Annotated in this window: 13 protein-coding genes; all 13 read right to left on the bottom strand. The window is 68.7% G+C overall.

The features are described from left to right. Positions 1-41: 41 nt before the first annotated feature. The gene (locus tag IPG61_00065) at positions 42-836 is read right to left on the bottom strand and encodes an EF2563 family selenium-dependent molybdenum hydroxylase system protein (protein ID MBK6732500.1); all 795 of its coding nucleotides are present in this window, start codon (positions 834-836) and stop codon (positions 42-44) included. Next, positions 833-1,699, bottom strand: coding sequence for an XdhC family protein (locus IPG61_00060; protein ID MBK6732499.1), 867 nt, complete (start codon positions 1,697-1,699; stop codon positions 833-835). Before IPG61_00060 ends, IPG61_00065 begins: the two co-directional genes overlap by 4 nt. Next, positions 1,689-2,363 carry an NTP transferase domain-containing protein gene (locus IPG61_00055; protein ID MBK6732498.1) on the bottom strand — a complete coding sequence of 225 codons (675 nt, stop codon included), beginning with the start codon at positions 2,361-2,363 and terminating at the stop codon, positions 1,689-1,691. The genes IPG61_00060 and IPG61_00055 overlap by 11 nt, the downstream gene beginning before the upstream one ends. Next, positions 2,350-3,183 carry a putative selenium-dependent hydroxylase accessory protein YqeC gene (gene yqeC / locus IPG61_00050; GenBank protein MBK6732497.1) on the bottom strand — a complete coding sequence of 278 codons (834 nt, stop codon included), beginning with the start codon at positions 3,181-3,183 and terminating at the stop codon, positions 2,350-2,352. Before yqeC ends, IPG61_00055 begins: the two co-directional genes overlap by 14 nt. Continuing rightward, positions 3,183-4,409, bottom strand: a complete 1,227-nt coding sequence (locus tag IPG61_00045; protein MBK6732496.1) for a glycosyltransferase — start codon at positions 4,407-4,409, stop codon at positions 3,183-3,185. The genes yqeC and IPG61_00045 overlap by 1 nt, the downstream gene beginning before the upstream one ends. A gap of 65 nt (positions 4,410-4,474) precedes the next feature. After that, complete coding sequence (gene groL / locus IPG61_00040) at positions 4,475-6,115, bottom strand: chaperonin GroEL (GenBank protein ID MBK6732495.1); 1,641 nt, start codon at positions 6,113-6,115, stop codon at positions 4,475-4,477. 69 nt (positions 6,116-6,184) lie between these two features. Continuing rightward, on the bottom strand, positions 6,185-6,469 hold the full coding sequence (gene groES, locus IPG61_00035; protein ID MBK6732494.1) for a co-chaperone GroES: 285 nt from the start codon (positions 6,467-6,469) through the stop codon (positions 6,185-6,187). Between the two features lie 242 nt (positions 6,470-6,711). Further along, entirely contained in the window at positions 6,712-7,746 is a 1,035-nt protein-coding gene (locus tag IPG61_00030) for a protein-glutamate O-methyltransferase CheR (GenBank protein ID MBK6732493.1), read from the bottom strand. A 61-nt stretch (positions 7,747-7,807) separates the two neighbouring features. Further along, complete coding sequence (gene cheB / locus IPG61_00025; GenBank protein ID MBK6732492.1) at positions 7,808-8,908, bottom strand: chemotaxis-specific protein-glutamate methyltransferase CheB; 1,101 nt, start codon at positions 8,906-8,908, stop codon at positions 7,808-7,810. A gap of 35 nt (positions 8,909-8,943) precedes the next feature. Beyond that, entirely contained in the window at positions 8,944-10,716 is a 1,773-nt protein-coding gene (locus tag IPG61_00020; protein MBK6732491.1) for a methyl-accepting chemotaxis protein, read from the bottom strand. Between the two features lie 58 nt (positions 10,717-10,774). Beyond that, positions 10,775-11,281, bottom strand: coding sequence for a chemotaxis protein CheW (locus tag IPG61_00015; GenBank protein ID MBK6732490.1), 507 nt, complete (start codon positions 11,279-11,281; stop codon positions 10,775-10,777). Continuing rightward, positions 11,274-14,216: a chemotaxis protein CheW gene (locus tag IPG61_00010; protein MBK6732489.1), complete on the bottom strand. Its 2,943-nt coding sequence runs from the start codon at positions 14,214-14,216 to the stop codon at positions 11,274-11,276. Before IPG61_00010 ends, IPG61_00015 begins: the two co-directional genes overlap by 8 nt. A 126-nt stretch (positions 14,217-14,342) precedes the next feature. Beyond that, positions 14,343-15,194, bottom strand: coding sequence for a type III pantothenate kinase (locus IPG61_00005; GenBank protein MBK6732488.1), 852 nt, complete (start codon positions 15,192-15,194; stop codon positions 14,343-14,345). Positions 15,195-15,263: the final 69 nt, after the last annotated feature.

Genomic DNA, 15,263 nt, shown 5'->3' with positions numbered 1-15,263 from the left:
ACCATCGGGCCCCGGGGCTGTCAATCCACGTCCCCGGCCCGTCAACCGGCGGCGACACCAAGCCGACCCAGCGCCCGCAGCACCCCGTCGCCGATCGCCAGTCCCTTGTCGGTGACCACGCGGGGATCGGTGGCACCACCCCGGGGATCCACATCGCCAACCTTCAGCCCGGCGTAAAGTTCCGCCTGCTCGTGGATGAGGCCCCTGAGGAGCCCGTCGAGCTGCGAGATGACCGGCAGGCCGGCAACCGTGCCGACCGTCTGCCCGGCAGCGACCAGGTCGCCGATGACGCAGCAGGGCCGCAGGTGACCGGCGGCGGGCGCGCGCAGCACCCTGGCCGTGGTGTGCCCGGCGATGACCCCGGGCACGCCGGTGTCGGGAGCGGCCCCACCGACACTGATGACGGTCCCGGGGCCCGCTGCCCGGTGGGTTTCGATCACCAGGTCGGCATCGACGCCGCAGGTGAAGCCGGGTCCGAGTCCGATCAACGGCGCCGGCGCGTGCGGGAGCGCAACCGGGGGACGCTTGGTCAGTCGCGCGTCGACCACGGCCCGCGGTGCCAGGCGCCGCAGCGCGGACGCCCCGGGGTCGACCGCGACCCCGACCACCCGCTCGCGAAAGACGAGCCCCGCCGCGCTCGCCATCTCCGCGGGGATCCCTTCGACCGTGGCGTGACCGGCGTACACCGCTTCGCAGAAGCAGACCAGCCGCCGCACAGCCAGCGGACGTGGCAACTCCGCCATGACCACGCGATAGCCCGCGCGGACGAGTACCACGGCCACGGCCGAAGCCATCTCGCCGGCGCCCTGGATCCAGATGCCCGCGGCCGGGTTCACGTGCGCCGGCTCCTCAGCCGTAGACCGAGTTCACGTCCGGCCTCGTCCTTCAGGAACGCGCGACCGCGCACCACGGCCAGTGCCTCGGCCAGGACCGCCAGTGCGATCTCGGCGGGCGTCTCGTCGCCCAGATCCAGTCCCACCGGCGCCCGCACGCGCCCCAGGGACGGTGCCGCCACCCCGCGCCGCTCCAGTTCCTTGAGCGTGACAGCCGTCTTGACGCGGCTTCCGAGCAGGCCGATGAACACGAACGGCCGGCCGAGGCCCGGTGCCGCCTTCAGCAGGGCCTCGAGGTAGTCGGCGTCCTGGGCATGGCCGCGGCTGGCGATGAGCACGGCGCCCCCCGCCGCGCCGACGAGATGGCCCGCCAAGGCCTCGGGCCCGCAGGCCACCGTGCGGACGCCGGCACTGTCCGGCAGACCTTCGAGGATGTCCGCGCGGTCATCGACCAGCAGGAAGCGGAACGGCAGGGTGCGGCCGACCTCGACCATGGCGCGCCCCACGTGGCCGCCGCCGACCAACACGAAGGGCACGGCGCGAAGCACGGGTTCCAGGAAGATCTCCATGCGACCGCCGCAGACGCCATGTCCACCGTCGAGATCGATCGCGACGAGTCGACACTCGCCACCCGCCGCCACCTCGCCGGCACAGCCCACGACATGGGCCTCCGCGGCACCGCCGCCGATGCTGCCCGTCAGCCTGCCGTCGGGATGGATGATCATCTTCGCGCCGGGCTGCCGCGGCGTCGACCGCTCGGTGCGCACGACCGTAGCCAGCACGCCGGCGCGCTGCTCATGGACCATGGCGCCCAGTTCAAGCAGAACGTCGCCTTCGCACGGCGTGCGCCAGGGATCAGGTGTCATCGTTCCGGCCTCCAGAGGCGGCGGCGCCGCCCGTTGCACCAGGTTCGTCATGATCGTGGACCACGCCGGGGTCCGCCACGGCGACCAGCACCGGGGCGGAAATGCGCCCCTCCGCCACCGCCTGCTCCATCAATGCGCGCCAGGGCCCGGTCCAGGTCCTGGCTTCCGGCGCGAGCAGGCCCAGTGTCGCCACCGGCAGGACCAGCGGATGACCGGGCGTACCGGACCAGGTCGGGCGCACGGCCCGTTCCGGCCGCGACTCCGACACGCCGGCAAGCTGCACGAGCGTTTTCGCCGAGATATCCGGCACATCGACAGGATGCGCCCAGACATGCGTGCAGGTCGGCGCCCGGGCAGTCAGGTGCTCCCACGCCAAAGCCAGTGTGAGCGCCGTGTCGCCTCCGGCCGGTCCGGCAACCACGACCACGTCCGGCACGCCCTCCAGGGCACTGCGACACCGGGCTTCAAGGTCCCCGGTGGTGATGACGATGATGCCGCCGGCGAAGCGGCCGGTGAAGCGATCGACAACGCGCCGGAGCAGGGGCTGCGGGTCGTTGCCCACGCAGGCGAGGGCTTTCGGGGAGCCGAACCGGCGGCTGGACCCGCGGCACATGATGACCGCGACATCGCACCGTGCGACGGCGTCAACGTCAGCCCCGGTCATGATCGTCGCCTGGATGAACGGCGCCGTCGTCGGCGTCCTCTTCCTCGTCCTCGTCCTCGCCCTCGATCCGGCACGCGGCCCGCAGCGAGAGGCCGCCTTCACCGCGACTGCAGAAGAGCACCAGCGGCACCCGCGGGTGCTCCATCGCACGCCCGGTAAACCCGAACAGGCCGATGCTGTCGGGCTGGTCCTCGAGTCCGGCCAGCACCAGCACCACCGGCACGCCCTCTGGCACCTGGTCGAGATAGCCGCCGGGCCCGGTGAGCAGCGTGTAGGCCTGGTCCCACTGCCAGACGTCACCGGCGGCAACGCCGACCGGATCGGTGACGTCTTCGCGCCCGAGGCGGTGCACAACCTCGCCGGCCAGGTCGCCGACGCCACCCACACCCATGACCACCAGCGCCAGCGATGTCCGCTGCGGCCAGACCGGCTCACCGGCGCGGTAGTACTTGAACGGCCGCTTCGCCGCACCGTCGACCTCGACAACGACGAGGCGTCCGGGCAGTTCGCTGTCGAGGGCATCGACGTCCGCCGCGGCAATGCCTTCCCACTTGCCGTCTGCGCGCACGCCTCCGTGGCGGTAGACGACCGGTGCCGTTCTTGCCGCTGCCGCCGTCGCCGCCGAATCGACCGCCAGGACATCGGCGAGCTGTTCGGTACGCGTTGTCGTCGTCGCCACGACAGGCAGGCCCTCCGCGGCCCACAGGCGGGCAATCTCCATCAGCAGGGATGTCTTGCCGCCGGATCCGCAGAGGGCAACGACATGTCCAGCTTCGCGTGGCAGGAACACGTGCCAGGGGTCGAGGAACGAATACCGCATCAGGACGCCCCGCCGTTCGTGTCGGCCGCCAACCGGCGGTACCACGCCAGGAGGCGACCGATCATCGCCTCCCGCGTGAAATGCTCGTCGAAACGGGCGCGGCCGGCTTCACCGAGTCTGTCAGCAAGATCGCCGGCGGCGCAGATGTCGGCAATCGCACCGGCCAGCGCGTCGATGTCCCCCGGCGCCACCTGCAGGCAGGTGCGCCCCGGCAGCCCCACTTCGCGCACACCGGTCGGCAGGTCGCTGCAGATCACGGCCACGCCCGCCGCCATCGCTTCGAGCTGGACGAGGCCGAACGCCTCGCTGCGGTCGATGCTCGGCAGGACGAGAGCGCGGGCGCCCGCCAGTTGCTGGGCGATTCGCGAGCCGTCCATCTCGCCGAGGAAGCGCACGCGACCGTCGAGCCCGAGGCGGCCCGCCAGTCCACGCAGTTCCGCTTCCAGCGGGCCCTCGCCGACAATGTCGAGACGCGCCCCGGGCACACGCGCCAGCGCTTCCAGGAGCACGGCGACGCCCTTGTAGCCCACCAGTCGCCCGACGAAGAGCAGCGGGCCGTCCCGCCGCGCGGCCACATCGCGCCACGGCAACGCCTCGATGCCGAACGGCACCACCGAGATCTTGTCGCGCCACGCCGCCAGTACCGGTGAACCGTCACGCAGGGCTGCCGACGAGACGCAGATGCCGTCCGCCTCGCGCAGGCAGGCCGTCACCACCGGCGCCACGAGCCGCGCCCCCAGGCGCTGTCGCGTGATGTCGGCGTGGTACCAGACGGCCAGCGGCACTTTCGCGACCGACGGGTCGCGCCGCAGGGCCAGGCACGTTGCCGCCGCCAGCGGGTTCGGCAGGTGTACGTGCAGGATGTCCGGCCTCCGGCGCGCCAGCTCGCGTCGCAGGTCGCCGGCGAGGGAAGGGTTGATCGGTTGTGAATTGACCAGCCCCAGCCGCGCCACCCGCAGCAGGCGGCCTTCCCTTCCCGAGCCCGGTCCACGGACGGTCTCAACCAGGCTGCGCGGCCCCTCGGCCGAGACCACGAGCGTGACGTCGCAGCCCTCGTCAAGCAGGCCCTCGGCCATCGCCTGCAGGATGGTCTCCATGCCGCCGCGGTACGGCGCGTAGTACTTGCCCAGGTGGAGGATGTGCATCCGCGCAGTGTAGCCCGTGCCGGCGCCGGCGTCAAAGCTCTGACCGCCGTCGGCAGGCAGGCGAAAGCCCCTCCCGGCCATTGCCGGAAGGGGCTCGCTTCTCCCGTCACGCGGGGTGACGGGACTTCACGCGGGAAGGAGGACGACTACATCATCCCGTCCATGCCGCCCATGCCGCCCATGCCGCCGGGCATGCCGCCGCCCTTGTCCTTCTCGGGCTCGTCGGTGACGCAGGCCTCGGTCGTCAGCAGCATGGCCGCGATCGAAGCGGCGTTCTGCAACGCGCTGCGGGTCACCTTCGCCGGGTCGATGATACCGGCCTCCATGAGGTCCTCGTATTCCATCGTCGCGGCGTTGAAGCCCACGTTCGGCTTCTTCTCGTCGCGCAGGCGCGCGACGACCAGCGAACCCTCGATGCCCGCGTTGGTCGCGATCATCCGCAGGGGCTCCTCGACCGCGCGCATCACGATGTCGCGGCCGACGGCCATCTCGCCGGTCAGCTCGAGGGCGGCAATCGCCTTCGCGGTCTTCAGCAGCGCCACGCCGCCGCCGCAGACGATGCCCTCTTCCACCGCGGCGCGGGTCGCGCTCAGCGCGTCCTCCACCCGGTGCTTCTTCTCCTTCATCTCGACCTCGGTCGTGGCGCCGACGCGGATGACCGCGACGCCGCCGGCCAGCTTGGCCAGGCGCTCCTGCAGCTTCTCCCGGTCGTAGTCGCTGGTCGTGTCCTCGATCTGGGCGCGGATCTGGGCGATCCGGGCCTTGACGTCGGCAGCCTTGCCCTTGCCGCCCACGATCGTCGTGTTGTCCTTGTCACAGGTGATCTTCGAGCACTGGCCCAGGTCGGCCGTCGTCGTGTTCTCCAGCTTCAGGCCGGCATCCTCGGACATGAGGCGGCCGCCGGTCAGCACGGCGATGTCCTCGAGCATGGCCTTGCGGCGGTCGCCGAAGCCGGGCGCCTTCACGGCCGCGATCTGCAGCGTGCCGCGCAGCTTGTTGACCACCAGCGTGGCCAGGGCCTCGCCCTCGACCTCTTCGCAGATGATCAGCATCGGGCGGCCGATCTGCGCGACCTTCTCCAGGACCGGCAGCATGTCCTTCATGTTGCTGATCTTCTTGTCGTAGATGAGCACGAACGGGTTGTCCAGCTCGACGCGCATCTGGTCGGCATTGGTGATGAAGTACGGGCTCTGGTAGCCGCGGTCGAACTGCATGCCCTCGACCACGTCCAGCTCCATCTCGGTGCCCTTGGCCTCTTCCACCGTGATGACGCCGTCCTTGCCGACCTTCTCCATCGCCTCGGCGATCATGGCGCCGATCGCCTTGTCGTTGTTCGCGCTGATGGCGGCGACATTGGCGATCGTGGCGCTGTCCTTCACCGGCTTGGCCTGCTTGAGCAGCGCCTCGACGGCGGCGGCGGTGGCGGCCTCGATGCCCTTCTTGACGTACATCGGGTTGGCGCCGGCGGCCAGGTTGCGCAGGCCCTCGTGGATCATCGACTGGGCCAGGATCGTCGCCGTCGTGGTGCCGTCGCCGGCCACGTCGTTGGTCTTGCTGGCGACTTCCTTGACCATCTGGGCGCCCATGTTCTCGAACGGGTCCTTCAGTTCGATCTCGCGGGCGATGGTCACGCCGTCGTTGGTGACGATGGGCGCGCCGAACTTCTTGTCGAGGATGACATTCCGGCCGCGGGGCCCGAGCGTGATCTTGACGGTGTTGGCCAGCGCATCGACGCCGCGCTTGAGCGCATCGCGGGCACTGTCGCTGTGATGAATCAACTTGGCCATGTTTGCCTCTCCTTGATCAGGGACCGGTCGGCGGCTTGTCCGCCCCGGAGTGTGGTTACCGGTGGGTCACTAGCCGAGGATGGCCAGGACGTCGCTCTCGCGCAGGATCAGGTAGTCGACGCCGTCGACGTTGACTTCGGTGCCGGAGTACTTCCCGTACAGCACGGTGTCGCCCTTCTTGACTTCGGGCGTCACGCGCTCGCCGCTGTCGCTGATCTGGCCGGGGCCGACCGCGACGATCGTGCCCTGCATGGGCTTTTCCTTGGCGGTGTCCGGAATGATGATGCCGCCCTTCATCGTTTCCTTCTCGGCCGGCTTGACGATGACACGGTCGGCCAGCGGCTTGATGTTCATGGCCATGCTTGGTTCCTCCCTGCGATGGTCTGCTCGGGTCGAAACCGCCGGAACTCTGATTGGCAGTCTCGCACTTCGAGTGCTAATTGCCCGCAATATACCGACGAGGGGGAAAGCAGCAAGGGCTTTCGGGGTGATTGCAGCGGAAAAATGCATTAGTGCGGCAGATCTGCCAAAATGACATGTCGATCACCGACAGACTGGCAGGCCCGTCCAGGCGCCGACAATCGAAATCGGCATAACTATTTGTCGTATTTAGCGTTCATGTCCTTGAGACGCTGCATCACCGCGTTCAGGTCCACGGACGTGCCGGCCGGCGCGGCGCCGGATTCGGGAGCCCTGCCCTGCGGCGCAGCGGGCGGAAGCGGCGCCGTCGCCACGGGGGGTGTCGCCGGGCGCGCCGGGGCGGGCTGGGCCGCCTTGCCGGCGCCGGCTTCGACCTTCTGGTACCAGGTGGCCCGGGCGCGCCGCACCATGGCGTAGCCCGGCACGTTCTCCGGCAGGCTCTCGCTCGAGCCCAGGAAGAGGACCCCGCTCTTGTCGAGGGCGCCGTGGACCTTGCGCAGGACCTCGCGCTTGAAGTCGTCCTGGAAGTAGATGAGGACATAGCGCGTGAGGATGATATCGAACGAGCCCATCATGACGAACGAGTCGCGCAGGTTGAACTTGCGGAACACGACACGGTCGCGGATCTCGCGCCGGACTTCGTGGCGGCCGTCGGCGCCAGGCGTGAAATAGCGCTCGAGGTAGCTGTCGGGAAGGCCGCGCTGGATGGCCATGCCGCCATAGTTGCCCGCCCGGGCGGTGGCCAGCGAGGAATCGGAAAGGTCCGTGGCCAGGATATCGAGGTTTTCGGGGCGCAACGACGGGAAGCGGCGCGAAGCCTCGTGGTACAGCATCGACAGCGAATATGGCTCCTGGCCGGTCGAACAGGCGGCTGACCAGATGCGGACCTTCTGGCGCTTGCCGGCCGCGATCTCCCCCGCCCAGGCCGGCAGGAGGTGGTCGCGGAAGGCGTCGAAGGGGGCGACGTCGCGGAACCAGAGCGTCTCGTTGGTGGTCATGGCGTCGATCACCAGGTCGCGCAGGCCGCGCGGCAGGTTGGCCTGCAGGGCCATCGACAGCGCACCGTAGTCGGGCAGCCCGTGCGCCTTCATGATCTCGGACAGCCGGGTCTCGACCAGGTAGGCCTTGTCGTCGGTCAGGCTGATCGAGGTTTCCCGCTGCAGGAATTCGCGAATGCGGTCGAATTCCCGTGTCGTGATCGCCGTGGCCATGGTGTCTCCCCGTCACAGTTCCCAGCGACGGCGCCCACGCCGTCCCTCCCGCACTCCAGCCTCAGACCTTCGATGCGCGGCCGCAGCCGGCCAATGTCGTCAAGCGGCTCGCCAGGTCGTCGAGCGCCACCGTTTCGTCGCTGAGGCCGGCGACGTCCACCGCCCGCGGCATCCCGTACACGACGCAGGAGCCCTCGCTCTGCGTCACGCACCAGCCGCCGGCCGCTTTCACGAGCCGCACGCCGGCCAATCCGTCCTCGCCCATGCCGGTCATGACGGCCGTCAGCACGCGCTGCGTGCCGTTGATGCGGGCCAGCGAACGCAGCATCACGTCGGCGGCGGGACGCACGCTCTGTTCCGGCGCGTCGTCGTTCAACCGGACGACAGCCTGCGCGCCTTCCCGGACCACCGCGAGGTGACGCCCGCCCGGCGCGATGTACACCTTACCGGCCACCAGGACGTCACCTTCGGCCGCTTCGACGACCGTCAGCGCCGACTTCGCGTCGAGGCTGCGGGCCAGCGAGAGCGTGAACACCGGCGGCATGTGCTGAACCACCACGACCGGCACCGGGTACCCGGCGGGCAGGCGGGGAATCACCCGCGACAGGGCTTCGGGGCCGCCCGTCGAGACCGCGATTGCCGTGACCCAGAATCCGGCGGCGTGCGGACGCGTGCTGCGCGCCGCCCGCACCTCCACTCCCGGCGGCGGCGGTGCTGCCGGTCGCAGCGCCGGCCTGCCGGCGGCCACCGCCACGCCGAGCTGCGAACGCACCGTGTTCACGACCGGCTCCAGCTCGGCCTTCAGCATTGCCACCGATTGCTGGAAGCCGCTGCCGGACGGCTTGCGCACGAATTGCTGCGCACCCCGGGACAACGCCGTGATCGTCAGGTCGGCACCCTCGATGGTCAGGCCGCTCACCACCACCACTCGCAAGCGGGGCCAGCGCGCCTTCATCCGGTCCAGAACAGTCAGCCCGTCCATGTCCGGCAGGTGCAGGTCGAGGAACACCACGTCGGGGGTCTGGCGCGCTGCCGCAGCCAGGCCGTCGGCGCCGTTCCCGGCCAGGTCGACAGCCTCGACACCCGGCAGGCTTCGCAGGACCTCGGCCATGATCTTCTGGAAGACCAGGCTGTCCTCGATCACCAGCGCCCGCAGTCCCATATTCCAGTCGTCCTTTCCTTGCGCCGGCGGCGCGCCTACAGCGTGAACCGCGAAACCAGCTCGTCCATCCGCTCGGACAGGTTAGAAAGCTCGGCGGCATTCCGGCGCGTCGCCTGGATGCCCTTGTCCGTCTCGTGCACGCCCTCGCGCACGGCCTGGATCGTCCGCGAGATCTCCTGGGTGCCCTTGGCACCCTCGTTGACCCGGCGCGAGATCTCCTGCGCCGCCTGGTTGGCCACGCCACCGCTCTTGGCGATCTCGTTCAGGGTGGCCGACTGCTCCTCCACGGCGCCGGCGATCGAGGTCGAGATCTCGTTGACCTCGCCGATAACCTTGCTGATGCTCTCGACGGCCGACACGGCGGCGGTCGTGCGCTGCCGCATGTCGTCGATCTCGCGGTTGATCTCCTCGGTGGCCTGCGTGGTCTGCCGGGCGAGTTCCTTGACCTCGTTGGCAACCACGGCAAAGCCCTTGCCGGCATCGCCGGCGCTGGCGGCCTCGATGGTCGCGTTCAGCGCCAGCAGGTTGGTCTGGTCGGCGATGTCGGAGATGACCTCGAGCACCCGACCGATCTTCTCGCTGGCCGCCTTCAGCTGCCCCATGATCTCGACCGTGGACTTGCTCTGGCGGTTCGCGTTGTCGGCGATGTCCGCGCTGCGCACGCTGTTCTTGGCCACTTCGGTGATGGAGGCCGTCATTTCCTCGATGCTGGCGGCCACCGTGTTGAGCATGTTCGACATGTCCTCGGCGCTGCTGGCGATGCCGGCGATGCTCGAAGAGAGCTCCTCACCCGCGGAACTGACGGTGTTGGCCACGTCGGTCATCGACTCCGAGTCGGAGGCCAGCTTGTCGCTCTGCGAACCGAGACTGCCGCTCGACTCCTTCAATGTCTGGCTGCCGGACCTCATATCCGAGATCAGCGTGCGCAGGCTGTCGGCCATCGCGTTGAGCGAACGGCTGAGCCGGCCGATCTCGTCCTGGCGATCGGCGTGCGCCACCCGCGTACCGAGATCACCGGCCGCCAGCCCGTCGGCGAACTTGACGCTCTCCTGCAGCGGCCGGATCAGGATGCGCTGCAGCGTCCACTGCAACAGCAGCGCCAGCGCCGCCAGCCCCACAACCACGAAGACCACCATGCGGGCCACGCCGGCCCGGAACGCCGCGTCGGCGGCGTCCAGGGACTGCAGGACCTCAAAGGCGCCGTGGACTTCGCCCACCTTCCAGCCTTCCATGCGGGCACCCGTGATATCCGTACCGTCGTTCGTGCCCCAGACCATTCGGCTGGTCGCCGGGTCGCCGTGGCAAAGCAGGCAGTTCTCCGTCAAGACGATCGGGCGGAAGTAGCGCAGCTTGTTCGTCTCGTGGTCGATCTCCCAGTACTCCGACTGGCGCTCCTTCTCCAGGAACCGCAGGGCGCGCGCCTCCGTCGCATCGGGCTCGTTCTCCGGATTCCGCGGCGAGAACTTGGGCACCTTGAACTGGTAATCGCCTTCTTCCGCATGGGCCATGGCCGTCCGCCAGCCGGCGACGATGGGCACGGCATTGATGGCACGATCCGCCTGGCCTTCATCATGCCAGCGACGGAGCATGGCGGCGTCGAATGCCCCGCTCTTCCAGCTCTGCTCCATGTAGTCACGCGCACCTTCAGCGCCGTAGACCACCGCGCGCGCCTTGTCCACGTACTGCTCGTTGACGGCACGGCGCTCGTCTCGCGCCCAGGTGATGGTCAACACCGTGAACAGCGCCGTCGGCAGCAGCACGCTGGCCAGCGTCACTTTCGCGCGGATCGACAACTTGGACAGGAACATGACGAATCCTTTCCCGATCGGAAACCCGGCATGTCGGGCCGATTGGTCGGCCTCAGGTTCAGCTTCTCGCGGCCAGGCCCCTGTGGCCCAGCCCCTCTTCGAGCAGTCGCTTCAGTCCCAGGACCAGCAGGAGCCGGTCCTCGAGTCGCACGACCCCGCGCAGGTGGTCGGAGTCGATGCCGTTGGCATTGGCCGGCGGCGGATCCACGCCCTGTTCGCCCGGCCGGATCACGTCGCTGATGGCGTCGACCAGCAGGCCGACGGCTTCACCGACCGGTTCCTCGTCGACGAGTCCAGCCGCCAGCAGGTGCGCCGTCTCTTCGGGCGACTTCAGTATCAGGCAACGGGAGTCGGGGCCGATCTCGCGCAGCGGCAGGCCGAGCGCCGGGCCGAGGTCGAGCACCGTGATGATCTGGCCGCGCAGATTGAGCAGGCCACGCACGGCCGCGGGCGCCTTGGCGACCGGCGTGAAGTCGACATTCCGGATGATCTCGCGCACGAGCAGGATGTCGATCCCCAGCAGGTGGCGGTCCATCACGAACGACACATAGTGCGGCTCACGCATGGGAATGCACCTCTTCCAGTACCTGGCGGATCGTCGCCGCCAACCGGTCCTTGTCCAGCTTCACTTCATAGGCCGTGATGCCGGCTGCCAGTCCGGCCTCGCGATTCTCGTTCGATCCCAGCGAGGTCAGGGCCACGATCGGGAGTCCCGCGTGCCGGGACGAGGCGCGGATATGACGCGTCAGTTCCAGACCGTCCATGAGCGGCATCTCGATGTCGGTCACCACCATGTCGAAGGCATCCGGCGTCTCGTTCAGCAGTCGCCACGCCTCGCGGCCGTCCTTCACGGCGGTGACCGTGGCCCCGAGCGCCTCGATGTACTTCTTCTCGACCGCCCGGAAGAACGAGGTGTCCTCCGCGAGGAGGATCCGCGCCTTGTCGACCGTTGCCGCCCGGCGTTCGTCGGCCTTGTAGATGTCGGGCTCGGCGGCCTCGAACAGGCCGTAGATGTCCAGGAAGACCGTAAGGTTGCCGTCAATCATGCCCGAGCCCAGGATGCCGGTGCCGCGAACATTGTCGCGGTCGACCTCCACACGGGCGGAGACGACGTCGTCACACTCCCAGGCGATGATCCCGAGCGGGTGCTTGACCAGCTTGGGTATGATGACATAGACCTCGCGCGGCTCCTCGGCAGGCCCGGGCACCGGCAGGAAGTCATGCAGGCGCAGGAGCCGCAGCGATCCTTCCTGGAACCGCAGGTACTCCTTGCCGCCGACCCGCTGGATGTCCTCGAGTGCGACCTTCTCGATACGTGAGATCAGGGCCAGGTTCAGCGCGAAGCGCTCACCCTCGGGCGCGTTGCGGAACAGCAGCAGGGTCTGGCTCTCGGTGCGATCCAGGTAGCTGTCGGTGTGTTCGTCCGCCTGGGCCGCCTTGGCCAGGTCGGTGAATCGCAGCCCGGCGACGTCGGCAATGCCGAGAACGTCGAGGATCATCGCCACCGAACCGTCGCCCATGATGGTCGCCCCCGCATAGCAACGGGAGTCCTTCAGGGAGCCCGGCAGCTGCTTGACGACGATCTCCTCGCTGTCCAGCACCTCGTCGACAATGAGCCCGTACCGGTTCTCGCCCATCTTGAGCACCGCCACATAGGTGGCCGCGCGTTCGGTCGCACCGACTTTGGGATCGATCCCAAGCAGGGTGGACAGCCGCACCAGCGGCAACAGGTGCCCCCGCAGCCGCATGACCTCGGCGCCCTGCACGTGCTCGATCTTCTGGTCGTCGCGACCACGCCGCAGGCGCACGAGCTCGTCCAGGCTTACCTGCGGCACCGCAAAGCGGCGTCCACACGCGCGCACGAGCAGCGAGGGGATGATGGCCAGGGTCAACGGCAGCTTCAGGCGTGTGCGCGTGCCGATGCCGACCTGGCTGTCGATCTCGATGCTGCCGCCGAGGCTCTCGATGTTCGTGCGGACGACATCCATGCCGACGCCGCGGCCCGAGATGTCGCTGACCTTCTCGGCGGTCGAGAACCCTGGTGCGAAGACAAGCAGCACCGCCTCGCGATCGTCCAGACGCGCCGCCTGCTCCGCCGTGATGATCCCCTTTTCCACCGCCTTGGCCCTGATCCGCTGCGGATCGATCCTGCGCCCGTCGTCCTGATCTCGATGTTGACTTGCCCGCCCGTGTGGAACGCCTGACATCCAGGCGCCTCGCGGCTTGCCGGCTCCCTCCCGCGCCAGGGGCGCCTCGAAGCCGTGGTCGAGCGAGTTGCGGATCAGGTGGTTCAGCGGGTCCGAAAGAGCCTCGACGATGGACTTGTCCAGCTCCACCTCGTTGCCCGTGACGACCAGGTCGATCTCCTTGCCGGTCTGCTTGGCCAGCTGGCGCACCTGGCGCGGGAGCTTGCCGAAGAGCGCCTCGATCGACTGCATGCGCGTGCGCATGATGTTTTCCTGCAGATTGGTCGTTACCGCGTCAAGGTTGACCATCGTCGCGTTCATGCCGGGCAGTTCGCTGAGGCGGCCAGGCAGCGCCTGGGTGATGCGGTTGCCCAGGTCACCCAGCGCACGGTCCACCTGTTCGCAGCGCATTCGCGCGTCCTCTTCGCCCGCACCCTCGCGCCGTTCCTTCACGATATCGAGAAGGACCAGACGGGCATCGTCGAGCGCCTTGTGCGTCGCGGTGAAGATCGCCTCGCCGGCTGCCGTCTCGCTGAACTTGCGGTCCAGTGCCTGCAGCAGCTGGTTGCGCGCGAGCACCAGTTCGCCCGCCAGGTTCATCAGCCGGTTGAGCAGGTCGACCTTCACGCGCAGCACGTCCGGCGCACTGTTGCGCTGCGCGGACGGTCCCGCGGTGCCGGCGGCGCCGGTTTCGGCGGCTTCCGGTCCGTCGTCGCCCTTTCGCGGTGCAACGACAACCGCCTCGATCGCCTCGCTGAGCGGCTGCATAGTCTCCGTGCCGGGATCATCCATGTCGATTTCACGTGCGGCGGGCACCCGCGTGTTGAGCGGGATGTAGCCGTGGCGCCCCTGTTCGGCGACGGGCGCGGGCGCGTCGGGTGCCGACGCCGCCGGCATGGTCGCGGCGACTGCGACACCCGCCTCGTCGGCGGCCAGGAACGGTTCGAGGCGCCGGTAGATGTCGGTGGCGTCCACTTCCCCGGAACGCGAGACATCGGAGAGCATCTCCCGGACCCGGTCGGTGCCGTCCAGGAGCACGTCCACCATGACCTGAGTCACTTCGAGGCGACGCGAGCGCACCTTCATGAGGACGCTCTCCATGGCGTGCGCCAGGTTCTGCACTGCCGTGATGCCGAGGAAGCCGCACCCACCCTTGATGCTGTGGATGCCGCGGAAGATGCGGTTGACCAGCTCCAGTGCCTCTTCCGGCGAGGCCCCCTTCTCGAGCGCCAGCAGATCGGGCTCCAGGGTGCTGAGGTGGTCCTGCGACTCGACAACGAGTTCCGCCAACAGTTCACGATCGTCCAGATCCATGGGAACCAGGCCTTTCGCGGATAGCCGCCGGGACAGGGCGCTCGCATGCGCCCGCCCTTCAAAGAGGCTGACCGCCCGTTTATCGGGTGGGTGCGTAAAGGCTTAACGGGAAACAATCGGGAATTATCAGATCAGTCCGGCCAGGACCGCGGCACCGCGCAGAGTCCAGTCGGTGTCGACAAAGCGCCCGGGGGCAGCCAGGAACCTGCTGAGTCCCCCGGTGACAACGACTTCCCGGGATCCATGGGCGGACTGCAAGCCCGTGATCAGGTTCTCGACCCCGCCGATTCCGGCGTGAAAGGCCCCGGCGGCCATGGCCGAAGCCGTGTCGGTCCCGGCCACGAGGGGCACCTCGGTGAACGGAACCTGGCGCAAGCGGGCCGCCCGCGCGCCGATCTGCTGCAGGGCGAACGCCATGCCCGGCGCGATCACCCCGCCCTCGAAAACGCCTCCACTCAGGACATCGACCGTTGTGGCCGTGCCGACGTCGACAATGAGGGCGTCGGTGAGCCCGGCAGCCACCGCCGCCGCCACATTGCTCAAACGGTCGGCACCCGTGGCCCCCGGTTCGGCAAGACGGTGCCGGTACGGCAGCTTTGCCGTGTGGTCCAGTTTGACCAGGTCCGGGACGCCGATCGACAAGAGCTCGTCGACCCGCGGCACAACCGAGACCAGGAACACAGGGAGATCCGCGGTTGCAGCCAGGATCGCCAGCGATGCCGCCAGGAAGGATTCGCCTTCAGGCTCGTTGCCGGGCGTCGCCAGTTCCCCGAGGCGGCGCAATCGGGGCGCTGGCCGCCAGCCCCCGGCCTCGCGGCGCGGGCAGTTGTCCGCGGCCGTCCAGGCGGCGAAAGCCACACGGGTATTCCCGGCGTCAACGATCACCGCCTGCATCGGCGCTTCTTCCCGGGGCTCATCGGCGGCAGGCAGGAGGTACATCGCCCACTCGCACGGCATCGACACGCTTTGAACCGTCATCCAGCTGGGTTTCCACGAGCAACGCACTCGGTCATCGATCCTGATCGCGCGACCCCGGATCTCGCCTTG

Source organism: bacterium (assembly GCA_016703265.1).
Classification (GTDB): Bacteria; Krumholzibacteriota; Krumholzibacteriia; order LZORAL124-64-63; family LZORAL124-64-63; genus CAINDZ01.
Note: the sequence above shows the minus strand (reverse complement) of the source record. Positions and strands in the feature narration are given on the sequence as shown.

Coding starts and splice junctions, on each gene's coding strand:
- IPG61_00060 (MBK6732499.1), bottom strand. CDS start 1,699: ATGACACCTGATCCCTGGCGCACGCCGTGCGAAGGCGACGTTCTGCTT.
- IPG61_00055 (MBK6732498.1), bottom strand. CDS start 2,363: ATGACCGGGGCTGACGTTGACGCCGTCGCACGGTGCGATGTCGCGGTC.
- yqeC (MBK6732497.1), bottom strand. CDS start 3,183: ATGCGGTATTCGTTCCTCGACCCCTGGCACGTGTTCCTGCCACGCGAA.
- IPG61_00045 (MBK6732496.1), bottom strand. CDS start 4,409: ATGGCCGGGAGGGGCTTTCGCCTGCCTGCCGACGGCGGTCAGAGCTTT.
- groL (MBK6732495.1), bottom strand. CDS start 6,115: ATGGCCAAGTTGATTCATCACAGCGACAGTGCCCGCGATGCGCTCAAG.
- groES (MBK6732494.1), bottom strand. CDS start 6,469: ATGAACATCAAGCCGCTGGCCGACCGTGTCATCGTCAAGCCGGCCGAG.
- IPG61_00030 (MBK6732493.1), bottom strand. CDS start 7,746: ATGGCCACGGCGATCACGACACGGGAATTCGACCGCATTCGCGAATTC.
- cheB (MBK6732492.1), bottom strand. CDS start 8,908: ATGGGACTGCGGGCGCTGGTGATCGAGGACAGCCTGGTCTTCCAGAAG.
- IPG61_00020 (MBK6732491.1), bottom strand. CDS start 10,716: ATGTTCCTGTCCAAGTTGTCGATCCGCGCGAAAGTGACGCTGGCCAGC.
- IPG61_00015 (MBK6732490.1), bottom strand. CDS start 11,281: ATGCGTGAGCCGCACTATGTGTCGTTCGTGATGGACCGCCACCTGCTG.
- IPG61_00010 (MBK6732489.1), bottom strand. CDS start 14,216: ATGGATCTGGACGATCGTGAACTGTTGGCGGAACTCGTTGTCGAGTCG.
- IPG61_00005 (MBK6732488.1), bottom strand. CDS start 15,194: ATGACGGTTCAAAGCGTGTCGATGCCGTGCGAGTGGGCGATGTACCTC.